At 34.5% G+C, this 17752-nt stretch carries 17 protein-coding genes and 1 other annotated feature; of the genes, 16 read left to right on the forward strand and 1 reads right to left on the reverse strand.

The annotated features are described in order from the left end of the window. Positions 1 to 354 precede the first annotated feature (354 nt). From EKM63_RS04305 to EKM63_RS04355, 11 genes are all read left to right on the forward strand, one after another. Positions 355 to 1128, forward strand: a complete 774-nt coding sequence (locus EKM63_RS04305) for a YveK family protein (protein ID WP_225418253.1) — start codon at positions 355 to 357, stop codon at positions 1126 to 1128. Positions 1129 to 1130: 2 nt separating this feature from the next. After that, complete coding sequence (locus EKM63_RS04310) at positions 1131 to 1871, forward strand: CpsD/CapB family tyrosine-protein kinase (RefSeq protein WP_125704058.1); 741 nt, start codon at positions 1131 to 1133, stop codon at positions 1869 to 1871. Further along, a complete protein-coding gene (locus EKM63_RS04315) occupies positions 1868 to 2644 on the forward strand; it encodes a tyrosine-protein phosphatase (protein WP_125704060.1) in 777 nt (258 codons plus the stop codon). Before EKM63_RS04310 ends, EKM63_RS04315 begins: the two co-directional genes overlap by 4 nt. A gap of 22 nt (positions 2645 to 2666) precedes the next feature. Further along, positions 2667 to 3329, forward strand: coding sequence for a sugar transferase (locus EKM63_RS04320; RefSeq protein WP_125704062.1), 663 nt, complete (start codon positions 2667 to 2669; stop codon positions 3327 to 3329). A gap of 23 nt (positions 3330 to 3352) precedes the next feature. Beyond that, the gene (locus EKM63_RS04325) at positions 3353 to 4117 is read left to right on the forward strand and encodes a DUF4422 domain-containing protein (protein ID WP_225418254.1); all 765 of its coding nucleotides are present in this window, start codon (positions 3353 to 3355) and stop codon (positions 4115 to 4117) included. Positions 4118 to 4129: 12 nt separating this feature from the next. Continuing rightward, positions 4130 to 5197 (forward strand): glycosyltransferase, encoded by a 1068-nt coding sequence (locus EKM63_RS04330; protein ID WP_125704066.1) that lies wholly within the window; start codon positions 4130 to 4132, stop codon positions 5195 to 5197. A gap of 22 nt (positions 5198 to 5219) precedes the next feature. Further along, complete coding sequence (locus tag EKM63_RS04335) at positions 5220 to 6098, forward strand: glycosyltransferase family 2 protein (protein ID WP_125704068.1); 879 nt, start codon at positions 5220 to 5222, stop codon at positions 6096 to 6098. Between the two features lie 39 nt (positions 6099 to 6137). Further along, positions 6138 to 7409 (forward strand): hypothetical protein, encoded by a 1272-nt coding sequence (locus EKM63_RS04340; RefSeq protein WP_125704070.1) that lies wholly within the window; start codon positions 6138 to 6140, stop codon positions 7407 to 7409. A 143-nt stretch (positions 7410 to 7552) separates the two neighbouring features. Next, the gene (gene glf / locus EKM63_RS04345; protein ID WP_125704072.1) at positions 7553 to 8674 is read left to right on the forward strand and encodes a UDP-galactopyranose mutase; all 1122 of its coding nucleotides are present in this window, start codon (positions 7553 to 7555) and stop codon (positions 8672 to 8674) included. Beyond that, complete coding sequence (locus tag EKM63_RS04350) at positions 8674 to 10104, forward strand: oligosaccharide flippase family protein (protein WP_125704074.1); 1431 nt, start codon at positions 8674 to 8676, stop codon at positions 10102 to 10104. Before glf ends, EKM63_RS04350 begins: the two co-directional genes overlap by 1 nt. Before the next feature lie 3 nt (positions 10105 to 10107). Next, a complete protein-coding gene (locus EKM63_RS04355) occupies positions 10108 to 11076 on the forward strand; it encodes an LCP family protein (RefSeq protein ID WP_125704076.1) in 969 nt (322 codons plus the stop codon). A 45-nt stretch (positions 11077 to 11121) separates the two neighbouring features. On the opposite strand, the gene EKM63_RS04360 is transcribed toward EKM63_RS04355, so the two are convergent. Continuing rightward, on the reverse strand, positions 11122 to 11721 hold the full coding sequence (locus EKM63_RS04360; protein WP_125704078.1) for a YitT family protein: 600 nt from the start codon (positions 11719 to 11721) through the stop codon (positions 11122 to 11124). Positions 11722 to 11953: 232 nt separating this feature from the next. On the opposite strand from EKM63_RS04360, the gene EKM63_RS04365 reads away from it, so the two are divergent. The 5 genes from EKM63_RS04365 to EKM63_RS04385 all read left to right on the forward strand — a co-directional run bounded on the left by EKM63_RS04365 (position 11954) and on the right by EKM63_RS04385 (position 17752). After that, on the forward strand, positions 11954 to 12628 hold the full coding sequence (locus EKM63_RS04365) for a LysM peptidoglycan-binding domain-containing protein (protein ID WP_125704080.1): 675 nt from the start codon (positions 11954 to 11956) through the stop codon (positions 12626 to 12628). A gap of 779 nt (positions 12629 to 13407) precedes the next feature. Continuing rightward, on the forward strand, positions 13408 to 14220 hold the full coding sequence (locus EKM63_RS04370; protein ID WP_125704082.1) for a MetQ/NlpA family ABC transporter substrate-binding protein: 813 nt from the start codon (positions 13408 to 13410) through the stop codon (positions 14218 to 14220). Positions 14221 to 14319: 99 nt separating this feature from the next. Then, positions 14320 to 14560: a binding site (T-box leader), on the forward strand. 166 nt (positions 14561 to 14726) lie between these two features. Then, entirely contained in the window at positions 14727 to 15551 is an 825-nt protein-coding gene (locus EKM63_RS04375; protein ID WP_125704084.1) for a MetQ/NlpA family ABC transporter substrate-binding protein, read from the forward strand. 16 nt (positions 15552 to 15567) lie between these two features. Then, the gene (locus EKM63_RS04380; RefSeq protein ID WP_125704086.1) at positions 15568 to 16392 is read left to right on the forward strand and encodes a MetQ/NlpA family ABC transporter substrate-binding protein; all 825 of its coding nucleotides are present in this window, start codon (positions 15568 to 15570) and stop codon (positions 16390 to 16392) included. Positions 16393 to 16414: 22 nt separating this feature from the next. Beyond that, a complete protein-coding gene (locus EKM63_RS04385) occupies positions 16415 to 17752 on the forward strand; it encodes a M20/M25/M40 family metallo-hydrolase (RefSeq protein ID WP_125704088.1) in 1338 nt (445 codons plus the stop codon).

Below are 17752 nucleotides of genomic sequence, written 5' to 3' on the forward strand. Positions count from 1 at the left end.
TGGAATGCATTATATATGATGGAACAAAGCAGTTAATTTACTGATATATTAAAATTGTTGTTAGTATGCGAACAGTTTTATGTGAAAAGAATAATAGAGTCTTCAAGCTCAGCCTATAAGGTTGGGCTTTTTTTGTGTTCACTTAGATTTAGTACACTCACAAACACTGGTAGATTGGTCTATATCACTGAGTTAAAAGGGAAATAATATTTATAAATCTACCTTGTGATTTCATGAGCGTTTATGTCAAATTCGAATGGACGTTCGAATTGAAACGGATTAAATTTAGGGAAACAAGTAGAGTAATTAACTTTTTAGGTACATTTCAACTATATATATTTTCGGAGGTATTCAGTGAAATCTGAACAAACCATTAGTATGCTCCAAATTCTGCGCATACTTCGTAAACACATAAAGGCCATTTTATTCTCAACCATAATTGTGGGATTAATGTCCGCCTTTGCATCATTTTATCTAATAACTCCTAAGTACAGTGCAACAACTGAGATCCTTGTAAATAGGAAGTTGTCCTCACAAATGCAGGGAGCACAATTTCAACAAGCCCAAGCTGACGTCCAAATGATCAGTACGTATAAGGATATCATCACAAGTCCTACAGTGTTACGTGAAGTAAATAAAGTGATGAAGGATAAGCCAGGTTATCCAGGTACAGTCTCTAAGTTAAAGAAAGTTATTAAGATTGACAGTTCACAGAATTCTCAAGTGTTTTCGGTTACTACTAAGTTGAGTAATGCCAAAACCGCTGCTAAGACTTCCAATGAAATTGCTAAGGTCTTTAAAAACAAAATTGGAAAAATCATGAGTATTAATAATGTTTCAATCGTTTCGGAAGCAGATATAACGAATAAGCCTGTTAGTCCAAGGAAAACAATTAATATCATTGCAGGGATTGTAATAGGCATACTTTTGGGTATCGTTGTGGCATTTCTAATAGAACTAAATGATCGAACTGTAAGATCAGAAAGATTTATAACTGATGACTTAGGATTGCGTAATCTTGGTTTTGTGAGCGAAATAAAACAACGAGACATTGTTAAAAATGTGAAACGAAAAAAAGCAAAGTTAGTTATCGGAACAAACCAAAATCGAAATACTAGGAGGGTCTAGAAATGGTATTTCCATTCAAAAAGAAGCGTAAACGATTAGACGAATTTAGTTTGAAGCATGGAGTTGGACTGGTTACCTATAATGAGCCGAATAACATGATTTCGGAACAGTTTAATACCATCAGAACCAATATCCAATTTTCGTCTATTGATAAACAATTAAAATCAATCCTATTCACTTCATCTGCACCTTCTGAAGGTAAATCAACTGTAAGCAATAATGTCGCTGTAAGTTGGGCAAAGCAGGAAGAAAAGGTTGTTTTAATTGATGCAGATCTTCGACGACCAACGATACACAAAACATTCGATATCAATAATCAAAATGGTATTTCAAATTACTTATTAGGAAATACAAGTTTAGAAGAAATCATTAAAAAAACGATGGTTCCAAATCTGTATGTTATTCCAAGTGGGCCAATTCCACCCAATCCATCGGAACTATTGGGAAGTAAGCGTGTCGAGAAACTATTTTTGGAATTACAAGATCAGTTTGATTTATTAATATTTGATGCGCCACCTGTTAACTCAGTTACGGATGCGCAGGTGTTAGCAAGCAAAGTGGATGGGGTTGTTTTAGTTGTTCCGCAAGGCTTAGCTGAAAAAAGTGGAGTGATCCACGCGAAGAATGCCTTAAATATGGTCCATGCAAATATACTCGGTGCAATTATGAATCGAGTTTCTCAAGAAAAAATGGAAAGCTATTATGGCACTAAATACGGTGGATATTATGGAGTTACGAAATGAGCTTGATTGACCTACATTGTCACATTTTGCCAGGCGTAGATGATGGAGCAGCGGATTTATCAACTGCCTTAGAACTTGCAAAAGCGGCGGTTGATCAAGGTGTCGGTCATATATTATTAACGCCACATCATATGGATAGGCAATATTTGAATCATAAACAAGAACTGTTAAACAAAGTTGCTAGATTTCAAACATGTATTGATGAAGCACAGATTCCGTTAACAGTTTTTTGTGGCCAAGAAGTTCATATTAATGGCGAACTAATTCATGCGATAGAGACGGATGATGTTCTATTTATGGATGAAGCAAATCGGTATTTATTATTGGAATTGCCTCACAGTGACATTCCAACTTACGCATCTAATTTAATTTTTGAATTAGTCTCCAGACAAATTATCCCGGTAATTGCACATCCGGAGCGAAACGTGATAATTCAGAAGAATCCTGAAAAATTATATGAATTAGTTTCTCAGGGATGTCTAACTCAAATTACAGCTGGTAGTTACTTAGGAATTTTTGGCCAAGAAGTTGAAAGATTAACCGGAAAAATTATCCAGGCAAATTTAGGAACTGTCTTTTCTTCTGATGCCCATAATTTTCAGGGACGTCGCTTTCTGATGAAGGATGCTTTTGACAAACTTAACCAAGAGTACCCTGAAAAAACTGAAGTTTTTAAACAGAATGCTAAAGACATTATCAATGGTGAAAATGTTGGACCAGTTAATTTCAAACAAATAAAAGAGATGACAAAAAAGAAATTTTGGTTATTTTAGACCAAATTTAATAGGTAAAAATATGGAATATTTTAATACAGAGGAAGTTAATAGTTACATTACAAAAAAACCAACATTATATCTTTTCTTTAAACGAGTTATTGATATTACCGTATCCATCATTGCATTAGTGGGAATCAGCCCGATTTTTCTGATCATTTTGATAGCAAACATTTGCTGTAAAGGGAATCGTGGACCGCTATTGTATAAGCAAGTCAGAATTGGATTAAACGGGAAAAAGTTTGGTATGTATAAATTCCGTTCGATGATTGTTAATGCTGAGACAAGATTACTAGAAGATAAAGAATTATATAAAAAATATGTGGCAAATAACTACAAGTTAAAACCTGAACACGATCCAAGAATTACTTGTTTAGGTCGTTTGCTCAGAAAAACATCGGTTGATGAATTACCTCAATTCATAAATATCTTGAAGGGTCATATGAGTTTGATTGGCCCAAGACCTGTGATTGAGGCAGAACTTAAAGAATATGATCGTGAAAAATTACTATCAGTTAAACCTGGTGCCATGGGTCTATGGCAAGCATCAGGCCGTTGCAACGTAGGATACCCAGAAAGGGCAAATATCGAGATGGAATATATCGATAAGGCCTGTGCAAAATTGGATTTTAAAATCATGATTGGTAATCTAATTAGCGTTTTTAAATGCCGCGGGGCTTACTAATCTTAAAGAAAAGGGAAACATACTTGGATAACGTCAAAGTTTTGGTTGCATCACATAAAAAGGCGGAAATGCCATCAAATGAATTATATATGCCGATTTTAGTAGGATCCTATAAAAATTACCAAGAGGATATTAATTATCAAAGGGATGACGTTGGTGAAAATATTTCCGAAAAGAATCCTAATTATAATGAGTTGACAGCCATCTATTGGGCATGGAAAAACATGGGAAATGCAGAAGCAGTAGGTTTGGTTCATTATCGACGGCTTTTTGTGAAAAATAAAACTGAACTATTATCACAAGAAGACATCGAGAAAAGTTTCGAAACTTATGATGTGATTTTGCCAAAATTACGGAAATATTATGTTGAGACAAATTACCTTCATTATATACATGCACATAATGAAGAACCTTTGATGATGACTAGGCGAATTATTGAAAAATATCACAATTCGTATTTGTCTTCGTTTGACACTGTAATGAATTCAACCAGTGCACATATGTTTAATATGTTCATTATGAAACCGAAAATTTTTAATAGTTATTGTGAATGGCTTTTTGATATTTTAAAAAAGCTTGAAGAAAATATTTATGTCGAAGATTATTCTGAACAAGAATCACGTGTTTTTGGATATGTCTCGGAGGTTTTGATGGATGTTTGGATCAAAAAAAATAATATTAACTATTGTGAACATGATTGGATGCAAGTAAACGGTGAAAAGAAGTTAACCAAAGCGATGCATTTGATTTTACGAAAGTTTGGTTTAAGTAAAAGAACTCACTTTTAAAGGAGTGATCGATTGAAGAAAATACAACTTTTTATTCCGTATATGACAGGATTTGGTGGAACAGAAACAGTTATTAGTAATCTGTATTCTGAATACAAAAAAATTGAGCAAAAGGATTATCAATTAAAAGTAACTTCCATTGGTGGATACAAAAATGGAAATTGGTTAAAGAAAGTTGATAACAAGCATATTATTTGGCTGACAAATATTCCTAAAGTGAGGTTCCTCCAATATCTCCTTTTACTTCCATTTATTTTATTTAACGAAGTTAAAAAAGATAAACCGGATGTCGTAATTTCAACAGAACCATTTATTTGGTTTTTATTGTATGTTATAAAAAAAATCACTCGTTCAAATTATAAGGTGATGAGTTGGTATCATTTCTCATTAAGCATCAAAAAGATACGTAAATTTTTGATCAAACCCATTGATGGTCATTTGGCCATCAGCACTGGTATTTCCAGACAAATTATTAATTTAGGGATTAGCCCTGACAAGGTAAAGGTAATATTTAACCCAATTATGCGAAAAGAAATTACCGTCAGGCGTACAGAAAATGCGCAACCATGTAAGTTTGCATATGTAGGTCGAATTATGCTCGATGGACAAAAAAATATGCGTAGTATTTTGAATTGCCTTTCTCAAATTGAAAGTAATTGGACATTAGATGTTTTTGGTAGTGGTAATAATGCTGAGGTTAAGAACTATGCTGAAAAATTAGGCATCAGCAATAAAGTTCATTTTCAAGGTTTTCAAGTGGATGTTTGGTCAAATATGGATACAATGGATTGCTTGCTAATGACTTCGAGGTTTGAGGGATTACCCATGGTCTTAAATGAGGCAATTTCAGTAGGAATTCCTGTAATGTCTTTTAACTGTTCAACAGGGCCCTCAGATATTATCAATGACAAAAATGGTGTTTTGGTGCCAGATAAGGATGAGGCATCCTTTGTGAAAGGACTTCAAAAGTTTACAAATCGGGAAATTTGTTTCCAAGATACATCTGAAATTAAGAATTCCATCAGTAAATTTTATAGTGACAATTACTTTTTAACATTTATTAAAGCAATACAGGAATAAAACAAATTTCGGAGGACTGTGAATGACAGTTGATGCAGTTGTAGTAACGTACAATCGAATTGAAAAACTCAAGGAATGTCTAAATAAGCTGGCTGAATTCAATTTGGAAAATATTTATGTAATTGACAACGCTAGCAGTGATGGCACTAGTGAGTATGTCCATGATCTGGCAAACCGAGTGGAAAACGTGACAGCATTTAATTTAAAAAAGAATCTCGGTGGAGCAGGTGGATTCAATTATGGATTGAAAAAATTCATACAAGAAAGTACCAGTGATTATGCATGGATCATGGATGATGATACGATTCCAGAATCAGACTCCTTAGAACTGTTAGTACAAGGAATAGAAAGCGAGAGAGGCAAAGTTGGATTTGCTACTGGTCAGGTTTATTGGATTGACGGAACTTTAGCTCAAATGAATATTCCCGTGTTTTCAAGGAATTCACATACTAATTCTGAATATAATTATGTAGCGGAAGCATCATTTGTCGCAATTCTATTTTCTAGAACTGCAATTGAGAAAATTGGTTATCCAATTACTGATTTCTTTATTTGGGGAGATGACGTTGAATATACTCAACGCGTCAATAAGAATGGTTTGCTGGGAATTCAGGTAAAAAATGCCAGAATTATTCACAAAATGAATGAGAATGTTGGTATCGATATTTTAAATGAAAACGCCAATAAGGCTCGGATAGAACGCTATTTTTACAATTATCGGAATCGCTTATATTTGAGTCGCAAGAATGGGTTATATAGAGTTTGTCGATCACTGTGTGGAAGAGTCGTGGGATTAGGCAATATTTTAGTGAAAAGTAATAATTATAAAATGCTAAAAATTAAAGTATTGATTAAGGGTACTTTAGCGGGTTTATTCTTTAATCCACCCATTGAAAAGTAGTATGTCTATTTTTACAGCAGAACAGGGGAACAAGTTTATATGTTAAATCGAATTCAACTTAATAAATTAGATGGAATCCTGTTTGTTTGTGGATACGTTCCTGTTTTGATACTTGGAATTTTAAGTACTTCATCTATTTCATATTCTTTACCAATCGAATTTTTTAGCAAAATGGTAATTGCATTTTCAATCATTCTTTATACTGCAAAAATACTAATTAACGAATATCAAATTAAAGAATTCTTCTTGTATTTAGTTTTGCTAATTGTATTCTTTGTATCTTATCGACAGTCTGGTAGTTGGTCATTAATTACAATGTTCATCTTCATGGCATCAAGTCGAAATGTGGATCCAAAATTAGTCAATAAAATATATTTCGTAATTTCGTTGGTGTTAATTATTGCAATCGTCTTTGGTGCATTAAAAGGAATAATTCCCAATTATGTGTTTTATCGAGATGGATTGAGTAGAGCTTCCTTGGGAATTATCTATCCAACCGATTTTGCTTCACATATTTTTTACTTGTTGTGTAGTTTTTCATACTTACGTGGGAAAAAATTTGGAATTATTGATTTTGTATTAGTCATCGGAATTAGCTATTTAGTTTATACCCAAACAAATGCTAGGTTAAATTTTATCTGCGGGATTCTTTTAGCTTTAGCCATGTACTTAGTAAGATGTGACAAGAAAAATTTATTAAATAACTTTACACGAATGATGCCGACTGCTGGTGCTGTAACGATGATTTTCTTAACGACAATTTATAATCCTGGAAATGATTTTTTGAATAATTTAAATCAAGCATTATCAGGTAGATTATCAATCGTGCATGAAGTTGTATCTCAGTATGGATTGCATTTATTCGGGGCAAATATTGTTCAAAATGGTCTTGGAGGTCCGTCAGGATTAAACTTCAACCCGTTCTTAACCAAATATGTTTTCATCGATTCAATGTATTTACGATTTTTATTGATGTATGGGATTGTCAGTTTGATATTAGTATTGATTGTCTTATATTTCATGGTAAAAAAAGTTCAGGATAAATATTTGTTGGCTGTACTATTAACGATTTTTGTTGCCGCTGCAATTGAAAATCATTTGCTAGAATTTGCCTACAATCCTTTTTTAATTATTTTGGCTTCCGCATTTTTCAATAGAAATAATTTGCCCAACTCTTGTTTTTCGAAATCTGAAATAAAAGATTTTGGTGATGATTTTGAAGAATGGGAAGATACTTCTACAAATACCGAAACACCATTGTTACAACCAGAATGTACTCAACAAAAATCCAATTGGGGAAAACCACTTTAAAAGATTTTAAAGAAGTTGGTCAGATTTGTTTTTCAAAAAGCACTAATAAATTGATGAGATCTAAAACCATTATTAAAGGCATGGTCAGTGGCTTTGCCTTCAATCCTAAAATAGAGAAAGTACATCAATAAAGAGGAACAAATATGAGATATCTAGTAGTTGGATCCGGATTGTTTGGATCGGTGTTTGCTCATGAGGCAGCAAAAAGAAATCATGAAGTGAAAGTGATTGAAAAGTCCAATCATATTGGTGGCAACGTTTACACCAAAGAAATTGAAGGGATTCAAGTTCACCAATATGGAGCTCATATTTTCCACACAAAAATGGAAAACATTTGGGAATATGTCCAGCAATTTGCTGAGTTTAACAACTATATTAATTCTCCGGTAGCCAATTATAATGGTGAAATTTACAATTTGCCATTCAATATGAACACATTTAATAAGCTTTGGGGTGTGATAACACCTGCTGAAGCGAGAGAAAAAATTGAATCTCAAAAACACGATTATGTTTTAGAAAAAAATCCAAAAAATCTTGAGGAACAGGCTATTTCTTTAATTGGTCCTGATGTTTATGAGAAGTTGGTTAAGGGTTATACAGAAAAGCAGTGGGGACAATCAGCCACAGAGTTGCCTGCCTTCATCATTCGAAGATTGCCGGTTAGATTTACTTACGACAATAACTATTTTGATGATCCGTATCAGGGTATTCCGGTCGGTGGATATACTCAAATTATTGAAAAAATGTTGAGTCATGACAAAATTGATGTCGAACTGAACAGTAACTTTTTTGATAAAAGATCAGAGTACTTGAACTCGGATTACAAAATTATTTTCACTGGAATGATTGACCAATTTTTTGATTATCGCTTAGGTGATTTAGAATATCGAAGTTTACGATTCGAGAATGAAGTTATCGATACCGATAACTATCAAGGAAATGCCGTGGTTAATTACACCGATGCGGAAACTCCATATACCAGAATTATTGAGCACAAGCATTTTGAATTTGGAAAAGGTCAGAAAGGAAAAACCGTAATTACTCGTGAATATCCCAAGAAATGGAATCGAGGGGATGATCCATATTATCCAATCAACAATGAGCGAAATAAAAAACTATATTCTTCGTATGTTAAATTGGCCAGGGAAGAAAGTCCCAATGTTATTTTTGGTGGTAGATTAGGTCAGTATCGATACTACAATATGGATCAAACGATTATGGCAGCGCTCCAAGTTGTTAAACGTGAGTTCGAAACGATTAATTAATGAAATTAGTTAAGAATTATTTCTATAATGCGTTTTATCAAATTTTTGTCTTGATTGTCCCATTGATCACAACACCTTATCTAGCGAGAGTTCTTGGTCCTAAGGGTGTCGGAGTCAATGCCTACACAAGTTCAATTGTTCAGTATTTTATCTTGCTTGGCAGTCTCGGAATAGGACTGTATGCCAACCGGCAAATTGCATTTATTCGAGAGTGTAAAGAAGAATTATCAAAGACATTTTTTGAGATTTTCATTGTTCGGATTCTGACAATGCTAATTTCATTAATACTATTTATGGTTTTTCTCTGTTTGGTTAAGCAATATAAAACCTATTACTTGGTACAGTCAATAACTGTTTTGGCGGTGGCTTTTGATATTTCCTGGTTCTTTATGGGATTGGAAAAATTCTCAATAACTGTAATGCGTAATATTGTTGTTAAAATCATTACAGTGATTTGCATATTTTTATTTGTAAAAACTTCCAATGATCTTATTAACTATGTTTTGATCCTTTCGATATCTACGTTAATAGGAAATCTACTATTATTTCCTAATTTGATGAACATTATTGAATGGCCAAAATTCAAACAATTAAATCCACTTCGTCATGTTTGGCCATCTTTAATTCTATTTGTTCCTCAAATTGCGACTCAAGTTTATTTGGTATTAAACAAAACTATGTTGGGTTCATTAGTATCTGTACAATCTGCAGGATACTTTGATCAATCAGACAAAATAATCAAAGTAGTACTTGCAGTTGTAACTGCGACGGGTACCGTTATGCTTCCTCGCGTTGCCAATACTTTTGCAAAAGGTGATCACGTTCGGACCAAACAGTATTTGTATGATAGTTTTTCTTTCGTCACGGCTATATCTATTCCCATGTCCCTCGGATTAGCTGCAATTACTTCAAAACTTGTGCCACTATTTTTATCTCCGAAGTTCAACGAAGTAATTCCAATTATGCTGGTTGAATCGATTGTAATTGTCTTGATTGCGTGGAGCAACGCAATTGGTACTCAATATCTCTTACCTACTAAACAGACAAAATCTTTCACTGTATCTGTGGTTGTTGGTGCAGTAGTTAACTTAATTGCTAACATACCTTTGATTCTATTATTGGGTGCACTGGGTGCGGCAATCGCCACTGTATTATCCGAGATTGCTGTTACTGGCTATCAACTATTCTACGTCAGAAAGCAAATAGAATTTAAAAAGCTCTTTACAGACGGATATAAATATTTCATAGCCGGAATTGCGATGTTTGTATTAATCGTTTTCTTGAACCAACTATTGAAACAAACTTGGTTGTCACTTTTCATGGAGATAATCATTGGCTCACTATTTTACGTTGGATTATTAGTTTTATTAAGAGCAAAAATCATAATTCAAGCAAAAATACTTTTAAAAACAACAAGGAAAAAATCTTAATTTATGCATAAAAAGAAAAAGAAGCACTTACTTAGAAACTCCTTCATTGCTTTGTTTTTGATGATGTTCATTGGTGGCGTCGCATATGGTACAACTACATATCGTGGCATCAAGAATTCGGTGAACAGTTCATTTAAACCTGTTGGAGTTAAAAAGGACAGAGATGTTAACTCTCAACTTAAAAAGAAAAAACCTATCTCAATCTTGCTTATGGGTACTGATACTGGAGCTTTAGGACGTGATTACCAGGGTAGAACTGACAGTATGATGATTTTAACGTTGAATCCTAATACTAATAAAACAACTATTACCAGTATTCCTCGTGACACTGCAGTTAAAATTCCTGGATATCCTGAAGAATCACCAGCCAAAATCAATGCTGCTTATTCGGTTGGTCAAACTAAGACTGCTATTACTACTGTTCAGAAGTTGTTGAATATTCCAATCGACTTCTATGTTCTTATCAACATGGGTGGTATGGAAAAGGTTATCAATCAAGCTGGTGGGGTGGATGTTACTCCTACCTTTACTTTTGAATATGAAGGCTATCGTTTCGCTGGTGGGATGAATGAACACATGGACGGTAAGGAAGCATTGGCATACTCTCGAATGCGTTACGACGATCCTGATGGCGATTACGGTCGTCAGAAACGTCAAAGACAAGTGTTCACTGCCTTACTTAAAAAAAGCAGTTCTATCCAAAGTTTGTTGAATCAGCAGTTTATTAAATCACTTTCGAATCATACACAAACTGATTTAACTTTTGATGAATTAACGACTTTGGCCAAAGACTATCGTTCTGTTCGAGACCAAACTGAAGAAACTCATTTACAAGGTCAAGGTGTACAGATCAATAAACAAAGTATGGAAGTAGTCAAAAAGGATGAATTGCAACGTGCGACTGATTTCATTCGTAAGAATTTAGATTTGGATCATGAAACTACTGGAAACATTCAGTACGATCCAAAATAAAGAAAGGTCGAAAACCATTTGGTTTTCGACCTTTTTGCATACAATTTAAAAGTTAATATACTTATCTTCAAACATTGTACAAAGCTTGATAACGACACTCGATATTGCTACTGACATGACAGCCAATCCAAACGATACCCAACCTGTAACGAAAATATTTCCGATACAAACGATACCATCTATGACAAACAAGCTAATGTATTTATCGATTTCAAAATGTCGATGGATGATCATCGGTGGAACAGTGGTGCCACCACTAGACATATCTAGCGTATAAAGGATAGCCAGACCGATCCCGAATATAATACTTCCTATTATTACGGAAGTGAAGGGATGTGGTATCAAATTGATCACAGGCGTTATTAATAGGAACAAAGGTAAAACGAAACTTCCAAAGATGAGTTTAACGGTTGTCATTCTCTCTAAATAGAAGTAGGAGATTACTAGCATTACAATGTTGATCCCAAATACGGAGAATGATGTTGGGACATCGACCGCTTCATATAATAGGATGGCAATACCAGTTGCTCCACCTGCAGCAACCTTGCTTGGTTCATAAAACATGTTGATACTTAAGGCAATAAGTTCCAATGCAATCAGCATTAAAACTACTTTTCCAGTCATTTTCAGTATTTTTTTCTTCATAAATACTAATATATCACTAAAATTGTAAAATGAGCAACTGAAAAGATGGTTGATATACCAACGTTTGCAGAGCCATTTTCATGAATTGTTTCACTGACATTACTAAGGTTACATAAAACAAGTTAAACTGTAACTTGCTTTGCGATGTTATGTAACATTGGCCTGCTATTATAACTCTCATAGCTTAAAGATAGCTAAAGAAATTTAGAAAAAGTAAGGATGTATATAATTCATGAAAAAAGTATTATCAATCGCGTTCGTAAGTGCTATGGCACTAACAGCTTTAGGAATCAAAACAAGTACTTCAGAAGCTGCTACTACAATAGATAGCAGTCACGTATCAGTCGTAGCAGGTGATACTTATAAGAGTATCGCTGCTGCCAACGGTGTAACAATTGCAGAATTAGAACAAGCAAATGGCCGTGTAGTTGGTGGCTTTGACCTTATCTTCCCTGGAGATATCGTTACATTGCCAACAACAACTGCAGTACAACAAAACGTGCAAGCACAAACTCCAGCTCCTGCACCACAAGAAGAAGTTCAAGCACCTGCACAAACTCAAGCACCAGTTCAAAACACACAAGCACAACAATCAACAACACAAAGCTCATCTACATACTCAGCACCAAGTACAACAACTTCAAGAGGTCAATTTAAGATCAGTTTCTATGACCCAGCAGTTCTTGGATCAAGCATGGGTTATGGTGGTGTAGCCGCTAACCTTTCAATCTTCCCTCGTGGAACACAATTGAAGATCACATTGGCAAATGGCCAAGTAATGTACAGAACAGTTAATGATACAGGATACTTTGCTTACAGCAATCCTTATCAATTAGACGTTGCAATGCCTAACAACCAAATTCCTTCATACGGAATTACATCAGCTACTGTTGAAGTAGTTCGTTAATATTCAAGTGAATAAATAATAAAGGAGCTTCCCTTAGGGAGGCTCCTTTTTGAATGCTCTATTAGAATAGCGAAGAATTTTTACATGGTTCGAAATATAATCCGGTGTTAAAGGATTTTGAATATTTTGGAAATACTTGAGAAAAAATCGGTAAAAATTTTTGCTCATCAAGTGAACCTCCTAAAATTTTCGCAAATCAAATCTTTAATACACCTATAGAGTATCATTTTATTTAATTTTTAGGGTGAAAAACGATTCTTATAAATAATATATATTTTAAAATATTGAGATTCATAACGCTGACGTAACGGCCGAAATCCTTTTGGATCAGGATACTGCACGGAATGTCAAAATGAAATTAATATTCAATTATTAGAAATTTGATTAGTAAATTAAAATTTATTCTAATAAAACTGTTGACAATCTTATTGGATGTGTTTAATATTTGACTCATCTTAAAAGTTAAAACTAATTACCAAACAATTTGATCAGGGGAAGTAGTTTAAGTTTTGAAGTACAGAAAGCCTTCATTTGCTGAGAGAGGGTCGATAAACCAAACGAAAATGACCTGTGATTGGTGCGCTGAATCCTCAGGATAAAGTGGCAATGGTCGGTACCCATTACAGTACACGCGTATTTATGTACGTTGTTAAGGGGACAACTGTAAGGTTGTTCCAAATTAGAATGGTACCGTGGGAAACCGCTTCTAAAACAAATTAATTTTTGTTTTGGAGCGGTTTTTTTAGTTTTAAAAAGATAATCAATAGGGGGAATCAAACATGAAAAAGTTACGTGGAGTTTTATTCATTGTTATAGCAGCATTTTCAATCTTTGTATTAGCAGGATGTGGCAGTCAATCGTCAGAAAAGACTGTCAAAGTAGGAATCATGGCATCGGATGAACCAATTTGGAAACCTATTCAAAAGAAACTTAAGAAACAAAATATTGATCTTAAACTTGTAACATTCAATGATTACAATCAACCAAATCAAGCTTTGGAACAAGGTGAATTAGATATCAATGCGTTCCAACACATATACTTCCTAAATAACTGGAACAAGGCGCATAATGCAGACTTAGTTCCAATTGGGAAAACATTTATCGCTCCATTGCGTGTTTATTCAACAAAAATTTCGTCTATCAAAGATTTAAAAGATGGCGATAAGGTTACCTTGCCAAATGATGCTACTAACGAAGGCCGTGCCTTGGAGTTATTAGAGTCAGCAGGCCTTATCGAGCTCGATAAGGCCAGTCTACCAACTGTAAAAGACATCACTAAATACAATACGAAAATCAAGGTAACACCACTAGATGCCGCTCAGACAGCTCATTCATTGGATGATGCTACTGCTGCTATTGTTAACAATACAATTGCTGCAGATGCCAAATTACCAGCTAAAGAAGACATTTATACTGAAAAGATCACCAAAAAATCTGAACGTTGGGTCAATGTGATTGCTACTACTAAAAAGAATAAAGATAATGCAACTTACAAGAAGATCGTGAAAGCATATCAGACAGAATCAAACGCTAAGAATCTTAAGAAAATATACAAAGATACAACGTTACCAGCATGGAATATGAAATTCTAAGAGAAAATTAATATACTTTTTCTGAAAATTAATATTTAAATTTGACAATTTAATTTTCAAATTGTATTATCAACTCAACGATAAGTAACAAATTATTAACTAAACAAATTGATCAGGGGAAGTAATTTGGATTCTGACTTACAGAAAGTTCTCGTTTGCTGAGAGAGAACAGATGATTCAAGAGAAAATGACCTGTGATTGGTGCGCTGAGTCCAAAGGGATTAAGATGCAATGGGTGGTATCCATTATAATACACGCATATATTTCGATGTATGTTGTTAAGGAGGTAGGTGTAAGTCTACTTCAAATTAGAATGGTACCGCGATAAGTCGCTTCTAACTAGATTCATATGAATCTATGTGGGAGCGACTTTTTTTGTTAGATTATAATTTTGCTTGTTGATAATATCCTCAAGGGGGCGACTATTTATACCAAATTTAGTTAAGATCCGAGAATATTGGCCGATATTCAAACAGAAAATTTAGTTCAGATTTAAGGGGAAAGTAATGAAAAAGTCTTATCAGATGTGGAAAACTCCACTATTAGTAATTGTTGCATTGTTTATCTTAGTTTTGACAGGTTGTGGAACTCACAACTCAAGTAACACTGTCAGAGTTGGTATAAACGCTTCAGATGAACCAATTTGGAAAGAAGTTCAAAAGCAAGTTAAAAAGGAAGGTATAACCATAAAAATCACTGATTTTTCTGATTATAATCAACCAAATACAGCTTTAGCACAGGGTGGCTTGGATATAAATGCCTATCAGCATAGATATTTCTTAGATGCTTGGAACAAGTCACACCACACTCATATCGTACCGATCGGTGATACTATCATTGAACCTTTAGCCTTGTATTCTCATAAGGTAACTAAAGTAAGTCAATTGAAAAAGAATGCCAAGATCACGATTCCAAATGATACATCTAATGAAGCTCGTGCACTCCAATTATTAGCATCAGCTGGATTGATCACACTGAAAGATAAAAAGTTACCTTCTACTAAAGATATAACTTCTAATCGATTGCATTTGAAATTCACGACATTGGATGCTGCACAAACTGCTCGTTCGTTGGACGATGTTGATGCAGCTGTCGTTAATGGAAATGTCGCTAGTGATGCCAAATTGAATCCAAAGAAGGCAGTTTTCTGTGAGAAGATCACTCAAAAATCCAAACCATGGATCAATGTGATCGCAGCGGATAGCAAAGATAAAAATAATAAGAATTTGAAGAAGGTCGTTAAGGCGTTTCAGTCTAAAGCTACCGCAAAAGTTATTAAGAAAGTATACGGTGGCAACGCAATTCCGGCCTGGAATTTGAATTTGAAATAATTCGGGGGAATCATAAATGAAAAGATTCGGGAAAGTTATTAAACTGTTACTACTGTTCAGTGCAGCACTTGCATTATTCGTGCTTGCGGGATGTGGAAATCAAAGCTCAAGTGATAAAACTGTCAAAATTGGGATTATGGCATCAGACGATAGAATCTGGAAACCACTTGCTAAAAAGTTAAAGAAGCAAGGAATAGATTTGAAATTGGTTGAGTTTACAGATTACAACACACCTAATAAGGCATTAACTCAAGGTGAAGTCGATATCAATGCTTTCCAGAATTATCATTTTATGAATGATTGGAACAAAGCAAATAAAGGAAATATCGTTTCAATCGGGGATACTTATATTGCACCTCAAAGAATTTATTCAAAATCGATCAAGAGTGTTAAAGAACTAAAAGATGGAGCCAAGGTTGCTATTCCAAGTGATTCAACTAATGAAGATCGTGGATTAAGAGTTCTTGAGCAAGCTGGTTTGATCAAACTAAAAAAGGCTTCATTACATACCACTAAGGATATTATTGAAAATAAAAAGAATTTAAAAATCACTCCTTTGGATGCTGCCCAAACCGCACATTCATTATCAGATGTTTCAATGGCAGTGGTAAATAACGATATTGCTGAAGATTCAGGTTTGAAACCAAGTTCAGCTATCTATGTCGAGAAGATAACAAAGGCATCAAAACCATACGTTAACTTTATTGCTACTACTAAAGATAAGAAGAACAATGCAACATACAAGAAAGTTGTCAAAGCATATCAAACGAAATTCATTGAAAACAAGCTAAAAGAAATTTACAAGGGTTCAACATTACCAGCCTGGAATTATAAGTTCTAATCTGTTTTGAGGGGGAATTTGAATGTCGAAATTATCAGATCCATTAATTCAAAAATCAATCACACAATTGAAGGACTATATTGCTCTTCCATCTGTTTCTGCTAAGCAACAATCTATTCCAGAAACAGCTGAATTTCTGAGAAAGTTGTTATCAGATTTTGGTGCTGAAGCTACAGTTTGGAATGATTTTGATCATCCTGTAGTATTTGCCGAAATAAAGTCCAAAAAGCCTAGCGATACAACGATTCTCATTTATAATCATTACGATGTTCAACCAGAAGAACCACTTGAATTGTGGAATTCTGATCCATTCAAATTAAAAATCACTGATGATAAATTTATTGGCCGGGGAGCTTCTGACTGTAAGGCGGATTTGATCAGTCGGATTACCGCTCTAAATATTTATCGTGATGAACATGGCGATTTACCTTGCAACGTGAAATTCTTAGTTGAAGGTGAAGAAGAAGTAGCCAGTGAACATTTAGAAAAATACTTAGAGAAGTATCAAGATAAGTTGTCTTCTGACTTGGTCATTTGGGAATCTGGAAGTAAGAATGAACATGAACAATTCAGTTTTACAGGTGGTAATAAAGGTGTTTTGTGTTTCGAATTGGAAGCCACATCTGCGGATATTGACTTACATTCATCATTCGCCGCTGTCGTCGATAGTGCTACATGGAGATTGACACAGGCTTTAAATTCACTTCGTGACCAAGATGGAACAATCAAGATTCCAGGATTTTATGATGATGTCAGAGAACCCACTGAAGTTGAAAAGAAGTTAGTTGATGATGCGATAACTCCTGACTTTGAGACCAAATGGGGACTTACAGTTCCATTGTTAGCAAATAAGTCAGTTAACTATAATCTGACCTTCAGTCCAACTATTAATATAGAAGGATTGAGTTCAGGCTGGGAGGGTTCAGGTGTGAAAACTGTTGAGCCCAAGGCTGCAAAAGCCAAGCTGGAGTTCAGATTAGTACCTGATCAAGATCCACATGACTTATTCGACAAATTAACTAAGTATTTGGAAAAACAAGGATTTAAAGATATCAAAGTTACTTATCTATTAGGTGAAAAAGGATATCGTTGGGATTTGAATAGTCCCATTGTTAATACTTTGATTCAAACTGCGGAAGAATTTTACAGCGGGAAAGATAAAGTTGAAGCTTTACCTTCTAGCCCGGGCACTGGTCCAATGTATTTAGTAAATAAATATGCGAAAGCACCGATTGTTTCTACTGGTGTCAGTTATGCAAAAGCCGGTGCACACGCACCAAATGAGAATATTAGAATTCAAGATTATCTTGATTTTATTGATTTCTTTGATGAATTTTTAGGAAAATTAGTGAAGGAGTAA

Source organism: Companilactobacillus mishanensis, assembly GCF_003946505.1.
Taxonomy (GTDB): domain Bacteria; phylum Bacillota; class Bacilli; order Lactobacillales; family Lactobacillaceae; genus Companilactobacillus; species Companilactobacillus mishanensis.